The organism is Massilibacteroides sp. (genome assembly GCF_028705895.1).
GTDB lineage: Bacteria > Bacteroidota > Bacteroidia > Bacteroidales > Tannerellaceae > Massilibacteroides.
Window position 1 is genome coordinate 12,455 of the sequence record NZ_JAQWCQ010000003.1, and the last position, 25,072, is coordinate 37,526.

Sequence of the window (25,072 nt, forward strand, 5' to 3'; positions counted from 1 at the left end):
TTGTTTGTAAAATAAAATAAATATCTTTACTTCTGCACAAAGCAGGATTTTAAACTATTAATCAATGGAAAAGATATTTTTCGCATTTGCTATACTCTTCTTTTTTATTTCTTGTGAAAAGGACGATTCTAATTTTATAAGAAAAGATAGCATCCAGGGGCGCATAGAAAAAGGGCCTTTTGTAACGGGATCTAAAGTGACGCTTTACGAACTTGACAATGAATTAAAACAAACGGGGAAGCATATCTTTACTACTGTAACGACTGACGATATCGGAAGTTTTTCTTTTGATAGTAAAATGGAACTATCCAGTCCGTATGTTGAGATTGAAATTGATGGCTACTTCTTTAATGAATACAAAAACGACATCTCTGACTCGCAAATAAAACTAAATGCAATTGCTGACATTTCAAATAAGAGTCAGATAAATGTCAATATTCTGACCCATTTAGAATTCAAACGCATCAAGAAACTTGTTACAGAAGGAACTCTTTTTGCAAATGCGAAAAAACAGGCTATGTCTGAACTATTAAAGGTTTTTCATATCAATGATAAATTTGGGAACCCCGAAGATATCAGCTTCTTTGATGGTACGGAAGAATCTACAGCTCTATTAGCTATATCGGCCATACTTCTGGAAGGAAAAAGCGAAGGAGTCTTTTCTCAATATCTCGCTATGCTTAGTAATAATTTTGCAGAAAAGGGAGTGATTGATGATACAGAGCTGATTGAAGAGATTAAATCCAGCAGTAATTATTTAAATTCAAATGACGTAAAATCTAATCTTGTCAATTTCTATAAAAAGAAAGGTTATGATATAACGATCGGTGACGTATGGAGGTATGTCGATCATAACGGAGATGAAGTTTTAGATGATAGTGATTTAAACAAAATACCGGAAACGGAAATATTACCGGAATTATCTATTTTCGATGATGAAGCATTAGTTAAATCAATACTCACGTCTAATTACAGTAAAATCCTATCGTATATGGAATCTGTAATCGTTTTAGATGCCATTCGATTGAATCATGAATTGGGAAAACAATATCAGATAACACCGACCAACCAATTTGTCCAGTCAGCTTATGCTGCTGCTTACAATGCAATTAACACCTATAATTTTATAATAGAAAGAATAGCAGAAGAAGAACGCACCTACGATGTAAACCAATATATGGCAACGGCCAAAGTTTTGCGGGCTCTGCTTTATCTTGACATGGTTCAACATTGGGGAGACCTGCCTTTAATTACAAAAACTCTTTCTTTAGAGAATATTTCAAGTATTTCACGTACAAATGCGAAAAACATCTATTCATTTTTAGAAAATGATCTTAAAGATGTAAGAAACAATCTTCCGAATGAAGAGTTCAGATACGACAACCCGTTTGTTCCAGCGGCTTTAGCAGATGCCGTTTTAGGCATAATCGCGTTAGAAAGAGGGAATGATGCCTCTGCTGCTTTGGAGCGTATTATTAATAGTGGAATCTTTAAAGTAGAAAACAAGTCCGTTGACATCTATAATTCGGCAAATAGCGAGACTCTTTTTGGTTTGAAAACAGAAACAAGTTTACCTCCCTTCTCTACTGAATTTAAGAAAGGTAGCTACCATCCGGTTGTTCGTTTTTCTGGCATCATATTGAATTATGCAGAAGCCTTATTAACAAAAGGGAATAAGACTAAGGCTATTGAAATGATAAATCTCGTTAGATCAGCCAAAGGATTGAGTTTGTATTCAAACGAAAATGATATTTCGCGTGGAATAACAACAACATGGAAAGAGCTTTATAATATGGATTATGGTTATTTTTTATTGCTCAAAAGATTAGGATTAGCTGTACAAGATCTTGGAATCCCAAGCTATATGCAATTACTACCCATACCTCAACGAGAATTGGATTTGATTCAGAATATGACACAAAATCCGGGATACAAATCAGCTCAATAGCGCAGAACCATTTATTGTAGTATAAAGGCTAATTTCCGGACTAAGGAGAAAAGTCCATCAAAGTCAGGACTCCTCAGGTTCTTTCGGGCTTTGACGGACAGATTTCTTTTTTAGTCTTCCGCTTTTTTTCAGCGCTTCAGCAATGATCCATTGAAGCTGACCATTGGTACTGCGAAATTCGTCGGCCGCCCATTTTTCTATGGCGGCCATTGTTTCTGCATCGACACGCAATACAAAATTCTTTATTGAAGACTCCTTTTTAGCCACAGTTCCTCCAATTCGTTTTGATTAATGATTCAGAGTGCCTGTGTTAACAACTGGCTGTGCCGACTCATCTGCACAGAGTACAACTAATAAATTACTGACCTGCAGACGCTTGTTGACGGCGCAACATAACTGCAGCAATTTCAGGGGAGCACGCAAGGTAATTAATTCTTGCCTCAACAACCTCTATTCCGACCATATCCAATCAATTATTCAATTCTTTATTTATCCAGTTGAGTAAATAGATTCTCTATCTCCTCATTGGAACTTCGATTGATAACGATCGGTGGTTTATGCTTTGGTCTGATGACTAAGTAAGGGCCGTGCCCCGAATGAAAAAAGAACATCGTGCGCCCGTATTCATTCGTTTGAAAATAACCTTTTTGATATCTCCAGAAACCTAAGCCATTGCTCTTTAGAGTAGCCGTAGGTGGATTTTCTGTTATTTCAACAGAAATATAACTCCCCAATCTACCAGCCCCCCAATATAAAGAAGAAGAGAACCGACAATAATAATAGCACCCATTACGATCATTATTCTTCTTGCAAAAAGAGTATAAGGACGAATATCTATTTTATCCCGTTTATATTTAGGCAACGTATTATAACCACTAATTAACATGGGATAACGTACCATTAGGAATCCCATCAGAATAAAAAACAATCCTAAACCGATATAAAAAATTAATTGCCACATCACTTACTTAATATAAAAGTCCAATAATAAAACGACAAATAATATCACCACCAAACAATCCGACACAAAAGAGAACGCCAAGTTTTACTTCTTTCAGATTACAAGAAACCTGTAATGCTTTAAACATCCAGTATCCCATCCAGACAACAAAGGCAATAGAGACAAAAGCAAGCCATACGCTAAACCAAAAGCCGGGTTGGGCGACCATTGCCGTCACCTGTGCAAGCTGTTCTTCTAAAGAAGTAGCTGGGTCTAACGCTGACATTTGCTTGTAAAAAGGCAAAAATGCCATTAGGTTAGTAAACAGTAACGGTATCTGGGCAAAAAGCGTAGTTCCGAGAATATCAATGGGGCGAATCCGGGAGCGAGACAACGCCAGGCCTCCTAAATAAAACAATAATGCGGGAATTAACCAGACTATCACATGCTCGGCTGCAAAACACCACAAAGCCGGATTTGGAGCCGGTCCAAAATGAAGAAGTCCGTGATAATGATAATCCGTCTGCCACGCTAACAATGTACTTAACAACAATCCCAAAGTCCCCCATGCCAGCGCTGTACCTCCAGCAATCCGCTCAAAAGGATTCAATAGAAAGCCAAGCCAATTCTTTTTCATAACGCATCTCCTTTCTCTAAGAGTTTAATCCTGTCAATTAAATCATCTAACAAGTTACGAACTGTAGGATAACTGATTCCTCTATCTTTTGCCATATCTTTCAAACTTCCGCTTGACTTAACAAAGTCAATTATAAACGCCTGTTCTTTGTCTGACAGACGAGTAATAAGGGGCAATTCAAAAGATCCGGACACCTCTGTTCCACACGATTTGCAAAACAAGCGGGCTACGCGCAACGGTGATTCGCAAGCAGGGCAATGAAGTGGTAATTTTCTTCTAACTTCTTCCATAATATTTCATTTTAATGCAACAAACATACATAAAAATCAATATTATTAATAATAAAGTAAATATTACTCAACAAAAAAAGCTATTTTATTCAATTATTTATTGAATGATATCCATAAACCTATGTAATAACGCGTAAAAAAACTGGTAGTAACGCGTAAAAAAATATAAAGGATATTTTTGCAAAAATATCCTTTATAATTGGAAAAATAACCTTTATATTTTTACGCCTATTTTTTATTTGATTTTCAAGGAGTAAAAATTGAGCAAAAAAAAGCTGGTGCGAGACCAAAATCGCACCAGCTTTTTCCCTTTAAGAAAAACCGAATTAATAGGTATGATGTCCTTCTTCCATTTCTTCTTTATCAATCTTACGCAAATCCAATGCTTTCCACGCATGGTAAATATACCATAACACAAAAGGTACAAGAATAGAAACATAACTCATCACTTTCAGAGTGAAGAAACTTGAACAGCTGTTTTCTATTGTCAATGAACTCTGTAAGTTCGTTACCGAAGGATAATACGCTGTATTGTTCCATCCGGCAATCAGGAAAAGCACAAGAACGACCAATACTGTTCCTACACCTGAAAACCAGATACCTTTTTTCCATTGTCCGGGCAGGATTGTCTTAATTATACCGAATAATACGGAAACAACGCCAAGCAGTAAAACAACCAACAGAACCGGCATTTCGATCAGGTTAGTGAAGTATTTAAACGGTTGCATAAACACTTCTTTTGTTTCCGGATTAACAGCAAAACCATCTTGCACTAATGTGTGAATTAAAAAGGCTAAGAAGAAAACAAGGAAAAGCGCAGTTTCCGGGATTAACTGTTTTCTTGCACGCTTGTCAACTTCTTCATCATTTATATTATTGATAAAATAAAGCAATGCTTGTACACGGGCAAGAAAGAATACAGCCAAACCAAGAAAGACATTCCAGATAACAAATACGGCCTCTAACCCATGAAGCGGATTATCCCATGAAGAAATCACCGGCATTCCGATTTCAGTAAGATTCGCTTTATTAACCGTAAATTCTGCCCCATTAAAGAAAGTTCCGACAGCTGTACCTAAAAGGATCGGCCCCAAAACCCCGTTAATGATCAAAAATATCTGATACGTTTTTTTTCCTAAGAGATTACCGTTCTTGGATTGATACTCGTATGAAACAGCCTGAATTACGAAGCAAATCAATATAGCCATCCAAACCCAGTAAGCGCCACCAAAGCTCGTTGAATAAAACAGAGGGAAAGAGGCAAAGAATGCTCCTCCGAATGTGACTAAGGTTGTGAAAGTAAACTCCCATTTACGCCCTGTAGAGTTGAGTAGCATTTTTTGCTGTAATTCTGTTTTCCCAACCGTAAAGAGCAAAGACTGTCCACCCTGAACAAAGAGCAAGAACACAAGTAATGCTCCCAGCAAAGAGATGACAAACCACCAATATTGTTGTAATAATATATATGTACTATCCATGATTTCTTTCGTTTTTTAGTTAGAATGATTTTCAAGTTCAGGTCCTTTTTTGATAGCTTTTATCATGATTCCGATTTCTGCGATCAGCAGAACCGTGAATATGGCAAGGAACAGGAAGAATGTAGTCTGCACAGAGCCTACACTTAATTTGGATACCGAAGCAGAAACAGGCATGATATCCTGTATAGCCCAAGGCTGACGGCCTACTTCAGCAACAATCCAGCCTGCCTGACTTGCGATATATGCCAATGGGATTGAACATATAGAAACCCATTGCAACCAAGTAGCCTTTTCAAATTTTTGTTTTTTCTCCATGAAAAAGGCAACAAGGAAAAGCAGAATAAAGAATCCTCCCAGAATAACCATCACGCGGAAAGAATAGAAGGTTAAGCCAATTGGTGGTATAAGATCTGTTTTCTCACGAATATACCCATAACCAAAATATTCGAAATTAGCTTCTAAGGTAGCACGATGTTCCTTTGCCGCAACTTCGTCTTTATCTTTCATCGCTTTTTTATAATTCGCCAGCGCTTTAATGGCCATTTGCCCGCGTGCTATTTTCTCTTCGGCTGATAAGGCTATGGTACCGTCGGATTTGGTATAGCCTCCGTCAATAAGATTAACAATACCGGGAACATAAGCGTTTAAGTCTCTTTCAGCAAAGAAAGACAACATCTTAGGTAATTGAATATTGAATAAGAACGGATTAACATCGTCGTTGTATGCTTTTTTGTTTGAGTTCAGCACTCCTACAGCAACTAATCCAACCCCGTTTCCTCCTTCATAAAGGCCTTCCATAGCAGCAAGTTTCATTGGCTGCTTCTGAGCAACCTGATAAGCTGATCCATCCCCTGTCCATGCGGTCAGCAGAGTCGCAACCAACCCAAAAACAGCAGCAACCTTAATACTGCCTAAAGCAAATCTCGTTTCCCGTTTTTTCAGTAAAAACCAAGCACTCACGCCCAACACAAAAGCAGAGCCAACAATCCAGCTTGATAATACCGTATGGAAAAACTTATTAATCGCAACCGGAGATAAAGCCACAGCCCAGAAATCATTCATTTCATTACGTACCGTATCCGGGTTAAAATGCATTCCTGCAGGGTATTGCATCCATGCATTAGCAACTAATATCCAGAGAGCGGATAATGTAGCTCCGGTAATAGTCAACCAGGTAGAAGCCAAGTGAAAGCGCTTGCTTACCTTATCCCAACCAAAGAACATGACGGCAATAAAGGTAGCCTCCATGAAAAAGGCAAGAATACCTTCGATCGCTAAAGGAGCGCCGAAGATGTCTCCGACAAACCAGCTATAATTAGACCAGTTTGTTCCGAACTGGAACTCCATGATCAGACCTGTTGCAACACCGATAGCAAAATTGATACCAAAAATTTTCATCCAGAATTTGGCTGTGTTCTTCCAAAACGTATCGCCCGTTTTGTAATAAATAGTTTCCATAATAGCCTGAATGACGCCCAGTCCAAGCGTGAGAGGAACAAATAACCAGTGATACATGGCCGTCAGAGCAAATTGCGCCCTCGACCAATCAATTAAAGAGGTGTCAATGTTTTCAACCATAATTTACAAATGTGTTTAGTGAATTTTAGATATGTATTTTAGTCCGTAATCGCTTTTTAAATAGAGATTAAACATTCGAGCAACAATAAAAAAACGGTTTTCTACCCTGATCATATGAATGTTACACTGTACCGTCACATGAACAAATGTAGTAATTATTATATTTTATTAGTAATCGATAAACAAATATATTATATTTGGTACTGTCTTTACCACCAAGTATATAAATATTATTTATACAAAAATAGAGTTAATCTATTTCCTTTGTTAAAAAAGACTATTTTGGTCAAGAATCAAACTAACAAACCTTGACCTTTCTTTTGCATTGGTTATATTTGCGTTGCTTTGTCAAAAAGTAACGTAAATGATTTTGAGTTTAAACATTATTAAGTGCTAATCTATAAAAATAATTATTATGTCAAACATTTCAAGAAGATCATTTCTTCAAAAAGGAACAGCAGCAGCTGCTGCGTTAACCATCGTTCCTAATGCAGTTCTTGGTAAAAGCCATGGTCACACGGCTCCAACAGACAAAATGAACATTGCCGGTATTGGTATCGGTGGTATGGGTGCTGCTAACCTTCGTAACATGGAAAGCGAAAACATTGTAGCTCTTTGTGATGTGGATTGGAAATATTCGAAAAAAGTATTTGAAAAATATCCGCAAGCCAAGAAATACTGGGATTATCGTAAATTGTACGATGAAATGGGCAAATCTATCGATGGAGTTATGGTAGCTACTGCTGACCATACACACGCGATTATTTCTGCCGATGCAATTACAATGGGTAAACATGTCTATTGCCAAAAACCGTTGACTCACTCTGTTTACGAATCTCGTTTATTGACAAAATTAGCAGCGAAATATCAAGTAGCTACTCAAATGGGTAACCAAGGTTCATCAGGTGAAGGTGTAAATCTTACTTGCGAATGGATTTGGAATGGTGAAATCGGTGAAATCACAAAAGTTGAAGCATTCACTGACCGTCCTATCTGGCCACAAGGTTTGATGACTCCTGAAAAAGCGGATAAAGTTCCTTCTACATTGAACTGGGATTTATTTACAGGTCCTGCTGAATTAAAACCTTTCAACCATATTTATCACCCATGGAACTGGCGTGGATGGTGGGCATACGGAACAGGTGCTCTTGGTGATATGGCTTGTCATATCCTTCATCCTGTATTTAAATCATTAAAATTAGGATACCCAACCAAAGTTCAGGGTTCTTCTACATTATTATTAAGAGATTGTGCTCCTCAGGCTCAACACGTAAAATTAACATTCCCTGCTCGTGACAATATGCCAAAAGTAGGTATGCCGGAAGTTGAAGTACATTGGTATGATGGTGGTTTGAAACCAGATCTACCAAAAGGCTACCCTGCAGGTCGCGAAATGAACGATCAGGGTGGTGCTGTTATCTTCCACGGAACAAAAGACACATTGATCTGCGGTTGCTATGGTGTTAATCCATGGTTATTGTCCGGTCGTAAACCTGAAGTTCCAAAAGTATGTCGTCGTGTTCCTGTATCTCATGAACAAGACTGGATTCGTGCTTCTAAAGAAAATGCGGCAAACCGTGTAATGACAGCTTCTGACTTCAGCGAAGCAGGTCCATTCAACGAAATGGTAGTAATGGGAGTATTGGCAGTTCGCTTGCAGACTCTTAATAAAGAACTACATTGGGATGGTGAAAACATGAAGTTTACAAACATTAAAGATGACGAAATGATCAAGATCGTTATTAAAGATGGTTTCACAATCAAAGACGGTCACCCATCATTCAATAAAGATTTCACTGATCCTATCAATGCAAAACAATTTGCGGATGAATTGATCAAGCACAACTATCGTGCAGGCTGGAAATTGGCAGATATGCCCAGATAATTAAAGTTTAACAATTTACATAAGTAAAATGAAAAAAACTGTTTTATTAGCAAGTGCTGCTACACTGATGTGTGTATTCGCATCATGTGGAGGCGGAAAGAAAGCAGAAGAAGCTCCGGCAGAAGAAGCCGCTCCAACTTCTACTCAGTTAGCAATCTTCACAAAACCTCTTGATACAAGCGTAAAGGCTGAAGAATCTTTTGCTGTTGACAAAGACGGATACATTTCTATCTTTGATGGTAAAACATTTAACGGATGGCGCGGTTACGGAAAAGAACATGTTCCTGGTAAATGGGCTATTGAAGACGGTGCTCTTAGATTCAACGGAACAGGTGGTGGTGAAGCTCAGGATAAAGATGGTGGAGATATTATCTTCGCTCACAAGTTCAAAAACTTTGAACTTACTTTTGAATGGAAAGTAGCTAAAGGATCTAATTCTGGTGTATTCTTCTTAGCACAAGAAGTAGAGTCAACAGACAAAGACGGAAATAAGAGATTGGAACCAATCTATATCTCTTCTCCTGAGTACCAGATCTTAGATAACGAAAACCATCCTGACGCAAAAATGGGTAAAGATGGTAACCGTAAATCAGCTTCTCTTTACGACATGATCCCTGCTTCACCTCAGAACTCTAAACCTTTCGGGGAATGGAATACAGGTAAGATTATGGTTTATAAAGGAACTGTTGTTCACGGACAAAACGGTGAAAACGTAGTTGAGTATCACCTTTGGACTCCACAATGGACAGACCTTCTTCAGGCAAGTAAATTCAGCGAAAAGAATTGGCCTCTTGCTTTTGAACTATTGAATAATCTGGGTGGTGAAAATCGTGAAGGTTACATTGGCTTCCAAGATCATGGAGACGATGTATGGTTCCGTAACATCAAGGTTAAAGTCTTAGACTAATCAGATTTCACAGATTCTTAACAGAATACTAAGTTCTAAAATACCCGGAGCCGAAAAAACACACGAGCTTCGGGTATTTTTATTAAAAAACAGATGAAAGAAATTCGTAACTATTCCAATGCGCAAATTACCTGGTTGGTTATACTACGCATATTTATTGGTTGGCATTTTATGTATGAAGGGTTGGTCAAAATCTTAAACCCCAAATGGACTTCCTTACCTTATTTACTTGATTCGAAAGGGCCGATATCCTCTTTCTTTATCAATCTTACCCAGAATGATTCGGTAATGACTATTGTAAACTTCCTAAATGAGTGGAGCCTCTTTTGTATAGGTTTTTGTTTGATTTTAGGCCTGTTCTCCAAATTAGCCTCAATCGGAGGAATGATACTTTTACTGACTTATTCCCTGTCTCATCCGGCATTACTTGATGTCTCGTATATGATGCCTTTTGAGGGGTCGTATCTGTGGATAGATAAGAACCTGGTAGAATTTGCGGCACTTGGTGTACTCTGTGCTTTTTCTACATCTAAAATCATAGGATTAGACCGGCTGTTAGTAAAAATATTACCGACCGGTTTCTTAAAATTAAAACTGATCTAAGGTTATGGCTACAGAAGATATCAATAAAACAAACAATACGAGTGAACCGGAAGATAAAGGTCGCCGTGAGACACTGAAGGCATTAGCCACAGTCCCTGTATTAGGAGCATTGGCATACGGCGTATATAAGAAACAGAAGCTTGACCGGACTAATCGCGACATATCGGATGTATTCCAGATAAGTAAAGACGAGGCTTCTTTTCTCGAACCAACAAAAGACGGAGAAAAGATACGCGTCGGAATTATTGGTTTCGGGATACGCGGAAAGCAATTACTTCGTGCCGCCGGCTTCGCAGAGCCATCCTGGATCGATAAAATGATGGATGCGCACAAGCAAAATAAAAAAGATACACGCTACGAGCAATATCTTGCTCAGGACAGTCTGAATATTGAGATAACCGGTGTATGCGATATTTTTGACGTATATGGCGAAGCGGCTGTTTTAGCGGGTTCTAATATCAACAGAGAAGGTAGCAACGGTAAATTCGGAAAGGCTCCTAAACGTTACAGACATTATCAGGAGCTTTTGGCTGCTCAGGATATAGATGCTGTTATTATTGCCACACCGGACCATTGGCATAGTACAATGGCTATGGAAGCGGCTCGCGCAGGCAAGCATGTATATTGTGAAAAGCCGATGTCCTGGACAGTTCCTGAGACGTATATGGTACGTGAGGCGATTCATGAGACCGGAGCTGTTTTCCAGCTCGGACATCAGGGAAGACAAACCGACTGTTATCAAAAGGCAGCAGAAATTATCGGCAACGGACTTCTTGGTCCTGTCAACCTGATTGAAGTATGTACAAACCGGAACTCTCCGAACGGAGCATGGGTTTATGATATAATAGAGGGATCTTCTCCTGATACGATCGACTGGAAACAGTTCGAGGGGCCGGAGGAACGTGTGAAAGAGTATATGGATTATATGATGAAATATAATCTGGAACGTTATGTAGGGCCGGAAGAAAGAAGCAAGTTCAGCCTTGAACGTTTCTTCCGCTGGCGTTGTTGGTGGGACTACAGCACGGGACTTTCAGGAGATTTACTGACGCATGAATATGATGCTGTTAATCAGATTATGAAGGTAGGCATTCCGCATTCTGCAACCTCTTCGGGTGGAGTTTATTTCTTTAAAGACGGACGTACTGTTCCGGATGTATTACAGACTACATTCGAATTTCCGGACAACGATATGACCATGCTCTATAGTGCAACTTTAGCCAGCTCAAGAGGGCGTGGTAAAGTATTCATGGGGCACGATGCATCTATGGAGGTATCGAATATCCTGCAGGTAACGGTTGACCGTGATTCTACCCGTTATGCGGAAAAGATTCAAAACGGGATAATTCCAACCGATGATCCTTTCTATACTTATGTTCCCGGTCAAAGCAGTTCAGATACGGTAACTTCTCCGACTGAATTATATTTTGCAAAACGCGGTTTACTTTACACCTATGTAAATGGTAAGCGGTATGATACAACCCACCTGCATATTCGCGAATGGTTGGAATGTATTCGCCAGAAGAAAACGCCAAGTTGCAATATTGATCAGGCTTTTGAAGAAGCAATGACTGCCCATATGGGTACGCGTGCATATTTAGAAGGAAGAACCATGTACTGGGATAAAGATAAAGAGGAAATCGTCAGAGGCGAACAAGCATAATACCTTTATATACGATAGAATAAAGAGCGGATAAAAAATTGTCCGCTCTTTTTGTAACCTTATATTTGTATGTTGTGTCCTATAGGCAAACAAGTAAGTAATAACATTAAAAACAAGAGATTATGTTAGTCGATTTATTAATTCCAATTGTAGCCATCGTATGCGCTGTAGGACTTCCCATCATAATGATTATTATTCTTGGGGTACAGGCTCAAAGAGGGAGACACGCCGAAAGACTCGCCATGATAGAGAAAGGCTTTATTTTGGAGGAACCTGAGAAAAAGGCAAACCGTTATCCTGCATTGCGTAACGGAATTGTGATGATCGGGTTAGCTTTAGGTTTCATTATCGGGCTTTTTGTCGATCCTTATATCAGCGAAAAAAGCGGCTATGTGTCTTTAGCTATCCCCGTCTTTTCAATTCTTTTTGGTGGAATTGGTTTTGTGATATATTTCTTTTTTTCCCGCAGAATGCAGGAAAAAGAAAATAAAGACTGATCCAACGGCTTAGAATGGAGGAAAGAAAGTGGATAGAACAGATTCTGGCGGGAGACGTGCAAAGCTTCTCCTGCCTCATTGCGAAGTATGAGAAGATGGCTTATACACTTGCTTTTCGCGTAATGGGGAATAAAGAAGAAGCAGAGGAAGTAACGCAAGACGCGTTTATAAAGGTATATAATGCGTTGGATACGTTTAAATTTGAAAGTAAGTTTTCCACCTGGCTGTATCGGATCGTTTACTGTACAGCCTTATCCGCTTTAAGACAACAGAAGATATTCACGGATTATGATGAAGCAAGGCCGGAAGATCTGACGGAGAAAGAAATGGACTCTGCCGCCTCTTTATTAGAAAGAAACGATCGGCGGGAGATTATATCACAAGTCATGTCGCTACTCGCGCCTGACGAAGCGATGTTATTGACTCTTTTTTATTTAGAAGAGTGTTCAATGGATGATATTCATCAAATCACCGAGTTGACGATATCGAATATTAAAGTAAAACTGCATCGGGGAAGAAAACATTTTTACGAAAAGTTACAACAATTGATGAAAACAGAAGCAAGGAGTTTATTATGAAATGGAATGAGCAAGACAAAGACAATCTGACCAGAAGATTGATGCAAGAGACGGTTGAAAAGCCATCTTCCGACCTGAACAGCAGAATTATGTCAATGATTCTGAAAAAAGCAACAATAAGAAAAGCGTTTACTTTTAAAAAGCCGGTATCCGCTATGCAATTCTTTCTGTTATTAATAGTATATGTATTGTTTGCTGCAGGGGGCTTATACATTTTCTTTAGTAAGCCCGGAGAAACAGCCGAATTAATGGTTTTCCTGAAACAAATATTCCCTATTTTCCTTACAGTAACCGGAGGTGTTTCGTTCTTTATTCTATTCGGTCTTCTTGACGAATGGCTCCAACAACATGGTTACAAAATACCTGAAGAGTAAAGCAGCGATGTGGGAAAAATATCCACACCGCTGTTAAACACAGAATAAGAACTTTTAAAAACGTATATTCTGAAATTATCTTAATTGCTCTTTGATCTGATCTTCAAATTGCTATATCGGTTACCATCAAAGCTGATCTTGCGTGAACCTCCTCCGTTTATTTCCACATAATGATCCGTTTTATCTATCACGTCATGCTTCGTCTCTTTCAGGTTCTTTAGTTTCAGATTATCTCCTACACTTTCCGCATCTATGACAAATGCAGCCTTAGGTGAGATCTGTATATCCAAAGTACCGTAACGGGCTTCAGCCTGAATACGCCCAAAGTTGGCATTTAAGTTTTCAATCGTTAATGTCCCGAAGTCTAACTCTCCAACAATCAGTTCATCTAAAAGATGCTCTATCGTCACATCACTATATTTCATGTTGATATTGGTTTTCTTCAGCTCTTTGATATCCATGTTCCCAAATTTGTTTTCCAACTTCAGGATATCCGCATTTTTCATATTCAGAGTAGAGTATTTGCTGTCTATCGTCAGCTTCTTTCCATTTCCAATCTCAACATCTCCACAAAACCCGAACACAAAAGATGCATCAGTCACATCATTCACATTTACATTGCCGTATTTCACATCTAAATTGAGCGTTTTTGTAAAACTACCCGCATCAAGATTACCAAACTTCACAGCGACCTTCGTAACACCGTCATTCTTTGAAGGCAGATTTATGTTTCCATATTTCTGATTCAGGTCTAAATTCATTGTTGACGGAATAGAAATATAATAATCAACCGTCAGACGTTCATTGTTTCCTCCTTGTTGACTTGTTTTTCCATATGAAGTAACTGCGGAAACTTTATCGCCTTCTTGTTTTAGATCGATTTTAGTTCTTTCTATATTTTGCTGTGCACGTTGCTCTTTCGATGCGACAGATTCTATTTCAACACGAATAGACACTTCAGCTTTATCCCAATGAGTTATCGTGATGTTTCCAAACCGGTTGTCCACATAAAGCAATCCGTTTTTACTAACGGAATAGGTATTATTTATCACTTTCTTTTTTACGCTCTCAAACGTCTCAGCCTTTATCACAGTTGAGTGCCCTCCCAAAAGCAATACCGCAAGCAAAGCGAGAATAAAACGATTACTTGTTTTCATTTACTTTATATTTAATTGTTTATATCATTCCTGTTTTTCTCTTTCTGCATTTGGCGCAGCAAAATCCGCATTCCTGAGACACTCGCATCATAATGTCTGTTCATTGCAAAAAGCGCCTCCTCAGAACAAGGAAGAGAAGGCAATATCCGATTCTCAAAATCATTATTTAAAGCAATCACTTCTTGCGTCTGCTTTAATAATTCCAAAGCCCCCGGTGATTGGTGGTGTTTATAAATTTCTTCCATCTGTGCAATGGTTTCAGAGATTTGCATTGTATAGTAATGTCTCACTTCACTAATTTCGGCGCTCATTGTACAAGTGTTATCCATATTCTTCTCTGCATAACGCGTCTGAACAAAAAATAAAAGTCCCAGACATGCCGCCGCCGCTATGAGTCCAATAACTCTCCTACGCATGATCAGTTTCTTCCGCCCTTCCAGCTTTTTATTAAAACGCTCGGCATGTCCTACCGGAAGCTCTATATCATCGAACTCCGGCCTGTTATTGTCTATAAAATTCTTCAGCCTGTCCATCGTTCATTCCTTAATAAGATTCATTAATCTATTCTTTGCACGCATATATTGCGTTCGTACAGTAGATGGTTTCAGATGCAATATCAACGAAATCTCCTCCATATCATATCCTTCAAAAAGATAGAGTGTAAGAATCAGCCGGTAACCGGGAGCTAAATGTTGGATTCCTTCTTTAATTTTAGCCACAGAGTAAGAAATCTCATCCTCTTCCCCAGTACAATCTTCCGCTGCGTCTTCGCTCAGGTTATCGTTCAATTCCTCCATCAACGGCATTTGCCTTCTCACATAATCAATCGCTGTGTTTACTGCAATCCGATGCATCCAAACCTCAAAATTCTTTTCACGATCATACTGATTGATACGAGTAAATATTTTCAGAAAAGCATCTTGCATCGCTTCTTCTGCTTCTGCGACGTTGCCGAGGACTCGAAAGCATGCGATATATAATCGTTTAGCATATAGCTCATACAATTTCATCTGCGCTTTCGGATCCTTTCGGCTACATCTATCAATCAAGTATGTGGTGTTCGTATCCATCTATTCAATAATACGAAAAAAGACTTCTCTATGTTGCATGTAAAAAAAGTTTTTATCGATTATTTTTTACCAACTATTAGGTATTGACTTCAAAGCATCAAGCAGCTACCTTTATTCCATTAATTATCAGAAGAACAAATAGATCATGAAGGCAATAGAAGCAGAAAAGAATTGGGTATCGAAGAAAATGCTCAGAGCAATATTTTTAGTATGGTTAGCCTGTACGCTTATCGGAATATTTTGTTATAAAATTTTCATCCTTGCTATTCTCTGCTCAATACTTTCAAGCCTTTCTCTTATTTTGTTCTTATTTATGTTTTATGCCCACCATAAACTCTCTCCTAAAGGTGGCAATTTCCAGAGCAAGGTTTCAGCACTTGTTACAGACAAAATAGAGACAAATGCCTCAGGCAGACTTTTGGATATTGGCTGTGGCAGCGGTATTCTTTCTGTAGAATTAGCAATAAAATGTCCTCTTTTAAAGATTAACGGCATTGATTATTGGGGTAGCATGTGGGGATACGCCAAAGAAAAATGCGAAAAATTGGCAAAGGACAATAATGTGTCTGACCAGATTTGCTTTGAAAGAGCAAGTGCTTCTTCGTTACCTTTTGAAGATGAATCATTTGATATCGTTATCAGCAATATGGTATTTCATGAAGTTGCCGATGTAAAAGACAAAAAAGAAGTCATAAAAGAAGCCTTACGGGTTCTGAAGAAAGGAGGACTATTTGTTTTTCAGGACTTACTACTCAACAAGAAACTTTATGGAAACAGAGAATACTTAGTGCAATATGTCAAAGATCTGAATATAGAATCTGTATCATTAACCAAAACCGCTGAACAATTAACGATTCCTCGCCTACTGAATTGCCCTATGTTTTTCTCGGATACAGCCCTGCTCTCAGGTAAGAAATAAATCAGGCATTAAGCAGGGGTTGGCTATAATTTTTTCCGATAGGAGTTATCGATTTTTTCGTAAGCCATCGCTTTTATGCCTAATTCAGGCAATCTACATTTGCGGTGTAACAAAAACAAATAAAAATTATGTGTCAACCAATGATTTTCTGGATCACAATCGTATGTGTATTATTCTTAGGCTTTACCTTTAGAGCCATCGAAAAAGTACACAAAGCATCCAATCCCAATGGTCATATTATTGAAATGGGAAAAGAGAGAGACTTATTTTATTGCCCCGGAGACCGGAAAACAAACGATCAGGATGATATCGAAAATCCATAATACCGGGGAAGGGGTAAATGAGCTAACGGCAAAAGAAGTCTGTATTTTTCTTTCAGACTATGCCGCCCGGCTCTTGGGCTGTGGAGCCACTTGTATCCGTATTGAAAAAAATGTTCGCAGAATGTCAAAAGCGTTTAGTATGGACGTTGAGATGACGATTATGCCCTCGCACATACATTTAAGCGTCTGGGACAAAGCGCATACAGAGTCTTTTACGAATATCAAACGAATACATAAAGGAGGAATTAGCTTCAACATCAATACATTGCTGAGTAAGCTTAGTTGGGAAGTTGCAGATGGCAAGGTTAATTTTCAGGATGCATTGCGTCTGTTCAAAAAGATAACCGACACACCACCAAGTAACCAACGGTTAGTCTTGTTTTTAGCGTCTTTAGCAAATGCGGCATTTTGCCGTCTGTTTGGAGGAGATCCAATAGCAATGTTGATTGTATTTATTGCAACACTTGTTGGTTATCGGGTAAAACAGATTATGCTTGAAGATGGAGCAGATGTAAGGTTCGTTTTTTTATGTGCCGCCTTCTTTTCGTCGGTTATTGCAGCAAGCGGACATCTTTTTGGATTAGGGGAAACGCCTGAGATTGCTTTAGGTGCCAGCGTTCTATACCTGATTCCGGGAATTCCCTACATTAATTCGGTAAGTGATATGCTTGACGGTCATTACATATGTTCTTTCAGCCGTTTCATGGATGCAGCCATACTTACGGCATGCCTTTCGATAGGCATGTGCGGAGGACTATTATTAATGAATTTAGGTCTGTTTTAAAAAATTGAAACTATATGCTTTTAAATATACTTCAAGATGGTTTCTTTGCCGCAATAGCAGCAATTGGTTTTGCGAGCATAAGCAATCCGCCCCAGCAAGCCTATGCTTTTTGTGCATTTATTGCTGCAGCGGGGCATTCTGTTCGTTTTCTGTTGACTACCAATACGGTTTTTCAAGTACACATCATATTGGCAAGCATAATAGCAGCTTTTGTTATCGGGTTATTAGCCGTCTATCTGGCTCCTCGCGCTAAATGCCCTGCTGAAACATGCTTATATCCGGCTTTACTGCCCATGATACCCGGTATGTATGCTTATAAAACAATAGGAGCATTGCTTCTTTGCCTTTTTCATAAAGAAGAAAATTTATTCAATCATTATTTATATTTACTCACTTACAATGGGCTTACATGTACTTTTATTGTTTTAGGCATGGTTATAGGTGCAACGATTCCCATTTTTTTATTTAAAAACACATCTTTTCAAGCAACGCGATAAATTAAGAGCCTGTTTAAATTTTTATTCGTGGCTTATTTCGATTTATTTTTTGTTTAGTTGTATATCCGCATGAATGAGCATAGCGGGCTATGTGATTGAATGCGGAGATGCAGATAAGCAAAAAAGAAAACGAAATAAGACCGAAACAAGCCTTCAAGAAATATCCTATAAAAATTTAAACAGGCTCTAAGATTTTTATCCGTTATTTGTATTTGATATAAACAGAGATTTTATGGAACTCCGACAATTAAAATATTTCGTCAAAGTAGCTGAAACACTTAATTTCTCAGAAGCTGCTAAAGCTTTATTTATCACTCAAAGCACTTTATCTCAACAAATAAAACAATTAGAACAGGAAATGAATGCGCAACTGTTCCAACGCGACAGTCATAGTGTGGCTTTGACGGAGGCAGGAGAAGAGCTTTTCCCTTGTGCATTACAGACAATATATACGGCAGACGCCTGCATTGAACGTATTCATGATTTGAAACAGTTATTAAGCGGCACTCTCAATATTGGGGTCACTTTCTCTTTCAGTCCTATATTAACAGAAACAATAGTTACGTTTATAAAACGATATCCAAACGTGAAATTAAACATTTGCTACAAGCCTATGGCTGAATTAATGGATATGTTGGGACGTCGAGAAGTCGATTTTGTTCTGGCTTTTAAACCAACAGAGCGTTATAAGGATATCGAATCCCATATTTTATTCGACAATTATCTGGCGGCAATCGTACAAAAAGATCACCCATTAGCAAAAAAAGAAAAAGTTAGTCTCGCTGAATTAGAACGGTATGATATAGCCTTGCCGTCAAAAGGATTACAAGCGAGGAACGCGTTTGAACTTGTACTGTCTAAATATTTCAGCCAGCTGAAAGTTCGCGTCGAACTCAATGAAGTAAACATCCTTTTGAAATTAATAAAACAAAGCAACTGGGTTACGATACTTTCCGAGGCATCTATTCATAATGAACAAGGAGTTAAGGCAATACCGCTTGACGTTCCGGAAAATGAGATGGCGGGATGCGTTCATATGTTGAAAAACACGTACCGAAAACATTCTGCTCAGGAATTTATTCGTCTGTTGAGTGAATCAAATGCTATTCGGGAACGGATACATGAATGGCTATAATATTAATTATAAAGCAAGTTAGACAATCCGATATTTTGTTGTTTTTCATAAAATTCATACATTTACAAAATATAATAGTCTTCCAATCCTCTAAAGGACTATTATTTAAGACCGTTTTGAAATAAATTTGTTTAACTATATATAAATGATGAAATGAAAAGGATAACAACTTTGGTTATATTATTGTGTATAAGTTTCCTTATTACGAGCTGCGATCGTGATGATTGTAAAGATTGTAAAGAAAAAACTGAAACAGGAAATGTACAAATAGGAGATGTCTTACCTGATTTTTCTGTTAAATTAAGCTCTGGTGATATAATAGACAGAAAGTCTTTAGAAGGGAAAATATCAGTTATTCTCTTTTTCTCTACTACTTGTCCTGACTGTCGGGCATTGTTCCCATCGATCGAACGGATTTATAAAGAAAACAAAGACAATGAAAAGTTTATCTTTTTGGCCATCGGACGAGCACAAAGTGAAGACGTCGTAAGAACATTCATGGAAGAGAATAATTACACCTTTCCCTATTCTCCGCAAGAGACAAGGGATATCTATGATCTCTTTGCTCCCTCTATCGTTCCTCGCGTCTATATATCCAACTCAAAAACGACTGTCGAAGAAGTTTTTATCGACAATCCATTAGCAACATATGATGAGATGAAAGATATTATAGACAAACTTATTGAAGAGCTATGCTGTAAGGCTTAATAAAAAAGAGGGATCAGTCCGAAACCCCGGTTGTTATTACACTTGGATTATGTCGTTTTTAATGGGATTACCTCGATAGGTTAAAACAAATCGTGGATAGCAAATATAAAAAAGTGAAATAAAAAAAACAAAATAATAGCAAAATTTGTCATTTTCAGACAAATTGTCGTCGACCTCAATAGCGCTGTTTTAACGCGCTTTATTAAATAAAACGACAATATATATACCCGAAAAACAAACACCGAAAAACCGCACTTAAAACGCGCGATACGGCATGTCCGTTTTTTTGAATTATCAAAATTGAACAAAAAAAGGCAATGGATAAAATCCCCCTATTCTTTTTGGAAAAAGACTCTATTCTTTTTTTTAATATAAAGGATATTTTTCAAAAAATAACCTTTATATTTTCGGTAAAAAACGGGCTATTTTAGTCTAAATACAATATTTATTAGTCTAAAATGATACTATAATTTAAAAAACAAGGATGGATATTTTTTTACGCGTAAGTAAAAGGGCTAAAAAAGTATCTATTTGTCAAAATAAAACACAAAAAATCAAAACTATTCGATTGATTTTAATGTATTGTAAATCAACAATATGAACGGGATTGATTTTGTTGGAAGCCTCTTCTCAGCGTAGTCTCTAAAATGCCCCAGGTTGCAGTATAGACGTATCACGATGGATTATTACCATAACAACCGGATATTTTGCCTGATCCAAAAAGAGTCAAAAAAAAGAGAGGAATACTAATCGGTGTATTCCTCTCTCTTTTTGCTCTTCCTCTTGGACTTGAACCAAGGACCCTCTGATTAACAGTCAGATGCTCTAACCAACTGAGCTAAGGAAGAATTTACAATACATTTCCGGTCTTTCCCGGCGTCTTTTTGCTCTTCCTCTTGGACTTGAACCAAGGACCCTCTGATTAACAGTCAGATGCTCTAACCAACTGAGCTAAGGAAGAATTTACAATACATTTTCCGGTCTTTCCCGGCGTCTTTTTGCTCTTCCTCTTGGACTTGAACCAAGGACCCTCTGATTAACAGTCAGATGCTCTAACCAACTGAGCTAAGGAAGAATGCTTGTTTTTCAAAAAGATACTTTATTTATTCATAACTATAATACCCTTCTGAAAATGCTTTGCAAAAGTACGGGATGTTTTCCAAATATGCAATATCTTTGTGCAAAAAGTTTCGATATGAACACGATAGGATTGGGTAATGCATTAGTAGATGTGTTACTGCAGTTAAAAGAAGAAGAGATTCTTTCTAAAATTGGTGTCAAGAAAGGCGCTATGGATATGATCAGTGAAGAACAGATGATTGCGATTCAATCATCTAATCAGGACTTAAAAAGAACATTAACTCCGGGAGGTTCTGTTTGCAACACGATGAGAGCAATGGCTGCGCTGGGAGCAAACACTGGTTATATTGGAAAAATCGGACAAGATGACAATGCCGTCTTTTACGAAAATGCCCTGAAAGAGGTGGGAGTAACTCCTAATTTTATTCGGACAGAAGGTGTATCCGGTTGCTGTACCGTATTAATATCACCTGATGGCGAACGTACCATGTGTACTTTCCTCGGACCGGCACCTACGATATTACCGTCTGAGATAAGTGAGGAAATGCTTTCAAGCTATGATTGTATTTATATTGAAGGGTATCTTCTCGTAAATGAAGAATTGGTACGAAGCACTATGCAGAAAGCCAAAAAGCAAGGATTGAAGGTCGCGCTCGATTTGTCTAATTTTAATATTGTCAATTCATTCAGGGGATTATTAGACGAAATAATTCCCGAATATGTGGACATTCTGTTCAGCAATGAGAGTGAAGCTGAAGCGTTTACCGGGTTAAAGGCAGAAGAGGCCGTTCGAAAATTGTCAACATTCGTTGATATATCAATCGTTACCATAGGTCGCGAAGGAGCTTTTATTGGAAGTAAGGGAACGATTATACGCGTTGCGGCTGAAGGAGGAAAACCGAAAGACACAACAGGTGCAGGTGATAATTTTGCCGCAGGCTTTCTGTACGGGCAATCTATTGGAGCAACTTTAGAACAGTCTGCCCGTATCGGATCGATGTTGGCTGGTTACGTAATTGATGTTATCGGACCACAAATTCAGGATGACAAATGGGAACAAATAAAGTTAAAAGTAAAACATATAGTCGGTTAATAATCGGATAATTCTATACATTTACGTTCCAAATTTCATATAATAAAAAAAACTGATGATGCGAGAAAAATTATATAGTGTATTCGTTTGTTTCTTGTTTTCAACAATTCTCCCTTTTACAGTAAACGCACAGAAAGACAGTCGCTTTGAAGTAAGCAAGAATTTAGACATTTTCAATGCTTTGGTTAAAGAAGTGGAGATGTTTTATGTTGATTCTGTAGATGTTGAAAAACTCATGCGCAAGGGTATTGACGCTATGTTAAATGACTTAGATCCTTATACCGAATACATTCCGGAACAGGATATGGACGACCTGAAGTATATGACTACCGGTGAATACGGTGGAATTGGGTCCTATATCCGTCAACGCGAAGAGGGAGTCATCATTGCGGAACCATTTGAAGGAATGCCGGCTGAATTGGCAGGTTTAAAGGCGGGAGACCGTATCTTACGTATAGACACAACAGATGTGTCTTCTTTTTCGAGTGACCAGGTAAGTTCTCTGCTCAAAGGGGTTCCGAATACAAAAATGCAACTTACAATACAACGTCCGGGCGAAAAGAAGCCTCGTAAATTTGATCTGATACGTAAACAGATATTAGTGGATCAGGTCACCTATTATGGCGTTCGTGAAAACGGTGTTGGCTATATCCAGCTCAAGGGATTTACGGACAAAAGTGCGCAGGAGGTTAAAAATGCGTTTGAAGATTTAAGAAAAAACAAAGGGATAAAATCGCTTGTTCTTGATTTAAGGAGCAATGGTGGTGGTTTATTAGAAAGTGCTGTACAGATTGTAAACATGTTCGTCCCCAAAGGAAAAGAAGTGGTTTCAACAAGAGGTAAAATCAAACAATGGGATCGCACCTACCGTACTTCAAATGAACCGTTGGATACGGTTATGCCTATTGCCGTACTGATTAACGGAGCCTCAGCTTCGGCTGCTGAAATTGTTTCAGGAGCTTTGCAAGATATGGACAGAGCTGTTTTAGTAGGGCAACGTTCTTTCGGGAAAGGATTGGTACAATCTACGCGTGAATTACCGTACAACGGAAGTGTAAAAATAACCATGAGTAAATATTATATCCCCAGCGGACGATGCATACAGCAGATTGACTATTCACACAGAAAGGCAGATGGTAGTGTGGCTGCTATTCCGGACAGTTTAACTTCTGTATTCTACACTTCAAACGGACGCCCGGTTCGAGATGGAGGAGGCGTACGTCCGGAGTTTGAGGTTGAAGAGACTAAAGTGCCTACGCTCATGTATTATCTGGTAACTGATTACGTCCTCTTTGATTTTGTCACCGATTGGGTACAGAAACATCCTAAGATTGCTCCAGTAGAAGATTTCGTTGTTACAGACGAAGATTTTGAGGCGTTCAAAGCTTATGCTAAAGAAAAAAACTTCACCTACGATCGTCAAAGCGAAAAAGCACTCAAAACGCTAAAAGAAGTCGCAGAATTTGAAGGATACTTAGACGGAGATACCACCTTGATAACGGCGCTAAAAGCACAGATAACACCGGATTTAGAACGCGATTTTGACCGATTCAAAGATCAGATCACAAAGATACTTGGCTCTGAAATCGTGAAACGTTATTATTTCCAAAAAGGAGAGTTGATCGAAAGTTTAAAAGACGACGATGTGCTTAAAAAAGCGATTGAGGTATTATCTACTCCGGAATTATACAAAAAAACGCTCAACGCCACAGAAGAGCAGAAAGAAACGGCATTGGCAAAAGGTCATTCTTTAGGATTAATGGCCTTGTTGTCGGTTCCCGTCGGTGTCTTTTGTTAAGGTTTTTTGAATTGAATATGGAGAACGATTAATTCGGAAACAGTTCCCACACGGTAAGGTGGCCCGGCAATTCCTATTCCGGAAGAAACATAATATTGTGTGTCGCCTTTCCGGTAATATCCGTATGCTTTTTCATACACAGCTTTCAGCAACAGAGGGTATGGCCATAATTGGCCGTTATGTGTATGCCCATGTAAAGCAAGATCTATTTTATTCATCGCTGTCTCTGCAAAAGCCCAGGGCTGATGGTCTAACACTATACTTGGTTTCGACGGATCGAGATCTTTCACTAAGGCTCTTAATGGTTTTCGGTTTTTATTGATATAGTCATCTCTCCCTATCAGGTAGAAGGTCGAATCAGGCATCGCTACTGAGTCGATCAGAAGAGTAGCTCCTGTTTTCTTCAGCCATTTATATTTTGCATTACGATTTGCCCGGTATTCATGATTTCCGTAAACAACATAAGTACCCAACGGAGCTTGTAATTGCTGCAAGTCCTCTTCAATATGTGCCTTTTCTGCAAAGCGGGATTCGTAATCCATAATATCACCGACAAGGACTACCATATCCGGTTTCTCCTGATTACTCAACGCAACATATCGTTGTACAATTTTCTTTCCGATTACTTCACCGATATGGAGATCACTCATCATGACGACACGCAGACTATCTCTGCCGGGAACATCTTTTGGGATAGTCAGGTGTACATGCTTTACTACCGGATAAGCCACCCGTCGATACCCGTCAACCAACAATAAGCTGACACCTAAGGGAATAAAAAAGAATAAAACTATTTTTATTTTCTGATAGTTTGCAATCAACCAATCAGGAAACCATTTCCAGAATCGTTGAGATAAACGCAAGAGCTCCAGGAAAAGCAAAGAAAGCGTAATATAGAGTGAGGCGACATACCAGGTATTACAGATATACATTATAGTAATAAAAAGATCATCTGGTAATTGATCATGAAAGAAATAGCCTGTAAAAAACAAAAGCAGCTCTATTATAAAGAAAAGCACATACGGAATTCGACAACTTTTCTTTGGAGGTAGTGCCTGATACCCCCGAACTAAGATGTAGGGATTGAGTAACAGTTGGGCAACTATTGATTGAAAAAAAACTTTCATTTC

The 25,072-nt window shown here is 38.5% G+C and carries 26 protein-coding genes, 3 tRNA genes and 1 pseudogene; 16 read left to right on the plus strand and 14 right to left on the minus strand.

Annotated elements, in window-relative coordinates; translation table 11 throughout:
* The first annotated feature begins 64 nt into the window (after window positions 1–64).
* Entirely contained in the window at window positions 65–1,948 is a 1,884-nt protein-coding gene (locus PHT93_RS01195; protein ID WP_300238484.1) for a RagB/SusD family nutrient uptake outer membrane protein, read from the plus strand.
* Between the two features lie 63 nt (window positions 1,949–2,011).
* Here PHT93_RS01195 and PHT93_RS01200 read toward each other — a convergent pair whose 3' ends face one another.
* The 7 genes and pseudogenes from PHT93_RS01200 to PHT93_RS01230 all read right to left on the minus strand — a co-directional run bounded on the left by PHT93_RS01200 (window position 2,012) and on the right by PHT93_RS01230 (window position 6,871).
* Entirely contained in the window at window positions 2,012–2,215 is a 204-nt protein-coding gene (locus PHT93_RS01200) for an Arc family DNA-binding protein (protein ID WP_300238486.1), read from the minus strand.
* Window positions 2,216–2,236: 21 nt separating this feature from the next.
* Window positions 2,237–2,435 (minus strand): annotated as a pseudogene (locus PHT93_RS01205) (SPFH domain-containing protein); the annotation flags it as partial.
* A 219-nt stretch (window positions 2,436–2,654) separates the two neighbouring features.
* Window positions 2,655–2,909, minus strand: a complete 255-nt coding sequence (locus PHT93_RS01210) for a DUF3784 domain-containing protein (RefSeq protein ID WP_300238490.1) — start codon at window positions 2,907–2,909, stop codon at window positions 2,655–2,657.
* Between the two features lie 7 nt (window positions 2,910–2,916).
* Complete coding sequence (locus PHT93_RS01215) at window positions 2,917–3,525, minus strand: hypothetical protein (RefSeq protein ID WP_300238493.1); 609 nt, start codon at window positions 3,523–3,525, stop codon at window positions 2,917–2,919.
* Window positions 3,522–3,815, minus strand: coding sequence for a DUF2089 family protein (locus PHT93_RS01220; protein WP_300238496.1), 294 nt, complete (start codon window positions 3,813–3,815; stop codon window positions 3,522–3,524). Before PHT93_RS01220 ends, PHT93_RS01215 begins: the two co-directional genes overlap by 4 nt.
* A 326-nt stretch (window positions 3,816–4,141) precedes the next feature.
* Window positions 4,142–5,293, minus strand: coding sequence for a cytochrome d ubiquinol oxidase subunit II (locus PHT93_RS01225; RefSeq protein ID WP_300238499.1), 1,152 nt, complete (start codon window positions 5,291–5,293; stop codon window positions 4,142–4,144).
* Window positions 5,294–5,308: 15 nt separating this feature from the next.
* Window positions 5,309–6,871 carry a cytochrome ubiquinol oxidase subunit I gene (locus PHT93_RS01230; protein ID WP_300238501.1) on the minus strand — a complete coding sequence of 521 codons (1,563 nt, stop codon included), beginning with the start codon at window positions 6,869–6,871 and terminating at the stop codon, window positions 5,309–5,311.
* A 415-nt stretch (window positions 6,872–7,286) separates the two neighbouring features.
* On the opposite strand from PHT93_RS01230, the gene PHT93_RS01235 reads away from it, so the two are divergent.
* The 7 genes from PHT93_RS01235 to PHT93_RS01265 all read left to right on the plus strand — a co-directional run bounded on the left by PHT93_RS01235 (window position 7,287) and on the right by PHT93_RS01265 (window position 13,378).
* Entirely contained in the window at window positions 7,287–8,756 is a 1,470-nt protein-coding gene (locus PHT93_RS01235) for a Gfo/Idh/MocA family oxidoreductase (protein WP_300238503.1), read from the plus strand.
* A gap of 28 nt (window positions 8,757–8,784) precedes the next feature.
* Window positions 8,785–9,663, plus strand: a complete 879-nt coding sequence (locus PHT93_RS01240) for a DUF1080 domain-containing protein (RefSeq protein ID WP_300238505.1) — start codon at window positions 8,785–8,787, stop codon at window positions 9,661–9,663.
* A gap of 93 nt (window positions 9,664–9,756) precedes the next feature.
* The gene (locus PHT93_RS01245; RefSeq protein ID WP_300238507.1) at window positions 9,757–10,266 is read left to right on the plus strand and encodes a DoxX family membrane protein; all 510 of its coding nucleotides are present in this window, start codon (window positions 9,757–9,759) and stop codon (window positions 10,264–10,266) included.
* A gap of 4 nt (window positions 10,267–10,270) precedes the next feature.
* Window positions 10,271–11,929: a Gfo/Idh/MocA family oxidoreductase gene (locus tag PHT93_RS01250; protein ID WP_300238509.1), complete on the plus strand. Its 1,659-nt coding sequence runs from the start codon at window positions 10,271–10,273 to the stop codon at window positions 11,927–11,929.
* Window positions 11,930–12,051: 122 nt separating this feature from the next.
* The gene (locus tag PHT93_RS01255; protein ID WP_300238511.1) at window positions 12,052–12,426 is read left to right on the plus strand and encodes a DUF6249 domain-containing protein; all 375 of its coding nucleotides are present in this window, start codon (window positions 12,052–12,054) and stop codon (window positions 12,424–12,426) included.
* A 14-nt stretch (window positions 12,427–12,440) separates the two neighbouring features.
* Window positions 12,441–13,004, plus strand: coding sequence for a sigma-70 family RNA polymerase sigma factor (locus PHT93_RS01260; RefSeq protein ID WP_300238513.1), 564 nt, complete (start codon window positions 12,441–12,443; stop codon window positions 13,002–13,004).
* A complete protein-coding gene (locus PHT93_RS01265; protein WP_300238515.1) occupies window positions 13,001–13,378 on the plus strand; it encodes a hypothetical protein in 378 nt (125 codons plus the stop codon). Before PHT93_RS01260 ends, PHT93_RS01265 begins: the two co-directional genes overlap by 4 nt.
* A gap of 80 nt (window positions 13,379–13,458) precedes the next feature.
* Here the strand turns inward: PHT93_RS01265 and PHT93_RS01270 are convergent, their stop codons facing one another.
* The 3 genes from PHT93_RS01270 to PHT93_RS01280 are packed head-to-tail and all read right to left on the minus strand — an operon-like array spanning window position 13,459 to window position 15,605.
* Window positions 13,459–14,535 (minus strand): hypothetical protein, encoded by a 1,077-nt coding sequence (locus tag PHT93_RS01270; protein WP_300238517.1) that lies wholly within the window; start codon window positions 14,533–14,535, stop codon window positions 13,459–13,461.
* An 11-nt stretch (window positions 14,536–14,546) separates the two neighbouring features.
* On the minus strand, window positions 14,547–15,068 hold the full coding sequence (locus PHT93_RS01275; protein WP_300238519.1) for a hypothetical protein: 522 nt from the start codon (window positions 15,066–15,068) through the stop codon (window positions 14,547–14,549).
* A gap of 3 nt (window positions 15,069–15,071) precedes the next feature.
* The gene (locus PHT93_RS01280) at window positions 15,072–15,605 is read right to left on the minus strand and encodes a sigma-70 family RNA polymerase sigma factor (protein ID WP_300238521.1); all 534 of its coding nucleotides are present in this window, start codon (window positions 15,603–15,605) and stop codon (window positions 15,072–15,074) included.
* A 145-nt stretch (window positions 15,606–15,750) separates the two neighbouring features.
* Here PHT93_RS01280 and PHT93_RS01285 point away from each other — a divergent pair, with 145 nt between their 5' ends.
* The 6 genes from PHT93_RS01285 to PHT93_RS01310 all read left to right on the plus strand — a co-directional run bounded on the left by PHT93_RS01285 (window position 15,751) and on the right by PHT93_RS01310 (window position 19,971).
* Window positions 15,751–16,524: a class I SAM-dependent methyltransferase gene (locus tag PHT93_RS01285; RefSeq protein WP_300238524.1), complete on the plus strand. Its 774-nt coding sequence runs from the start codon at window positions 15,751–15,753 to the stop codon at window positions 16,522–16,524.
* A gap of 140 nt (window positions 16,525–16,664) precedes the next feature.
* The gene (locus PHT93_RS01290) at window positions 16,665–16,847 is read left to right on the plus strand and encodes a hypothetical protein (protein WP_300238527.1); all 183 of its coding nucleotides are present in this window, start codon (window positions 16,665–16,667) and stop codon (window positions 16,845–16,847) included.
* Window positions 16,828–17,631: a threonine/serine exporter family protein gene (locus PHT93_RS01295; RefSeq protein WP_300238529.1), complete on the plus strand. Its 804-nt coding sequence runs from the start codon at window positions 16,828–16,830 to the stop codon at window positions 17,629–17,631. Before PHT93_RS01290 ends, PHT93_RS01295 begins: the two co-directional genes overlap by 20 nt.
* Window positions 17,632–17,645: 14 nt before the next feature.
* Complete coding sequence (locus PHT93_RS01300) at window positions 17,646–18,128, plus strand: threonine/serine exporter family protein (RefSeq protein ID WP_300238532.1); 483 nt, start codon at window positions 17,646–17,648, stop codon at window positions 18,126–18,128.
* 232 nt (window positions 18,129–18,360) lie between these two features.
* Window positions 18,361–19,263 (plus strand): LysR substrate-binding domain-containing protein, encoded by a 903-nt coding sequence (locus tag PHT93_RS01305; protein ID WP_300238535.1) that lies wholly within the window; start codon window positions 18,361–18,363, stop codon window positions 19,261–19,263.
* Between the two features lie 153 nt (window positions 19,264–19,416).
* Window positions 19,417–19,971, plus strand: coding sequence for a TlpA disulfide reductase family protein (locus PHT93_RS01310; protein WP_300238537.1), 555 nt, complete (start codon window positions 19,417–19,419; stop codon window positions 19,969–19,971).
* 774 nt (window positions 19,972–20,745) lie between these two features.
* Here PHT93_RS01310 and PHT93_RS01315 read toward each other — a convergent pair.
* The 3 genes from PHT93_RS01315 to PHT93_RS01325 all read right to left on the minus strand — a co-directional run bounded on the left by PHT93_RS01315 (window position 20,746) and on the right by PHT93_RS01325 (window position 21,046).
* Window positions 20,746–20,819, minus strand: a tRNA-Asn gene (locus PHT93_RS01315).
* 39 nt (window positions 20,820–20,858) lie between these two features.
* Window positions 20,859–20,932, minus strand: a tRNA-Asn gene (locus PHT93_RS01320).
* A 40-nt stretch (window positions 20,933–20,972) separates the two neighbouring features.
* Window positions 20,973–21,046: transfer RNA gene (locus PHT93_RS01325), tRNA-Asn, on the minus strand.
* A gap of 120 nt (window positions 21,047–21,166) precedes the next feature.
* Here PHT93_RS01325 and PHT93_RS01330 point away from each other — a divergent pair.
* Entirely contained in the window at window positions 21,167–22,144 is a 978-nt protein-coding gene (locus tag PHT93_RS01330; RefSeq protein WP_300238540.1) for an adenosine kinase, read from the plus strand.
* Between the two features lie 55 nt (window positions 22,145–22,199).
* A complete protein-coding gene (locus tag PHT93_RS01335) occupies window positions 22,200–23,942 on the plus strand; it encodes a S41 family peptidase (protein WP_300238542.1) in 1,743 nt (580 codons plus the stop codon).
* Here PHT93_RS01335 and PHT93_RS01340 read toward each other — a convergent pair.
* The gene (locus tag PHT93_RS01340) at window positions 23,939–25,069 is read right to left on the minus strand and encodes a metallophosphoesterase (RefSeq protein ID WP_300238545.1); all 1,131 of its coding nucleotides are present in this window, start codon (window positions 25,067–25,069) and stop codon (window positions 23,939–23,941) included. The two genes, PHT93_RS01335 and PHT93_RS01340, sit on opposite strands and share 4 nt — an antisense overlap.
* Window positions 25,070–25,072: the final 3 nt, after the last annotated feature.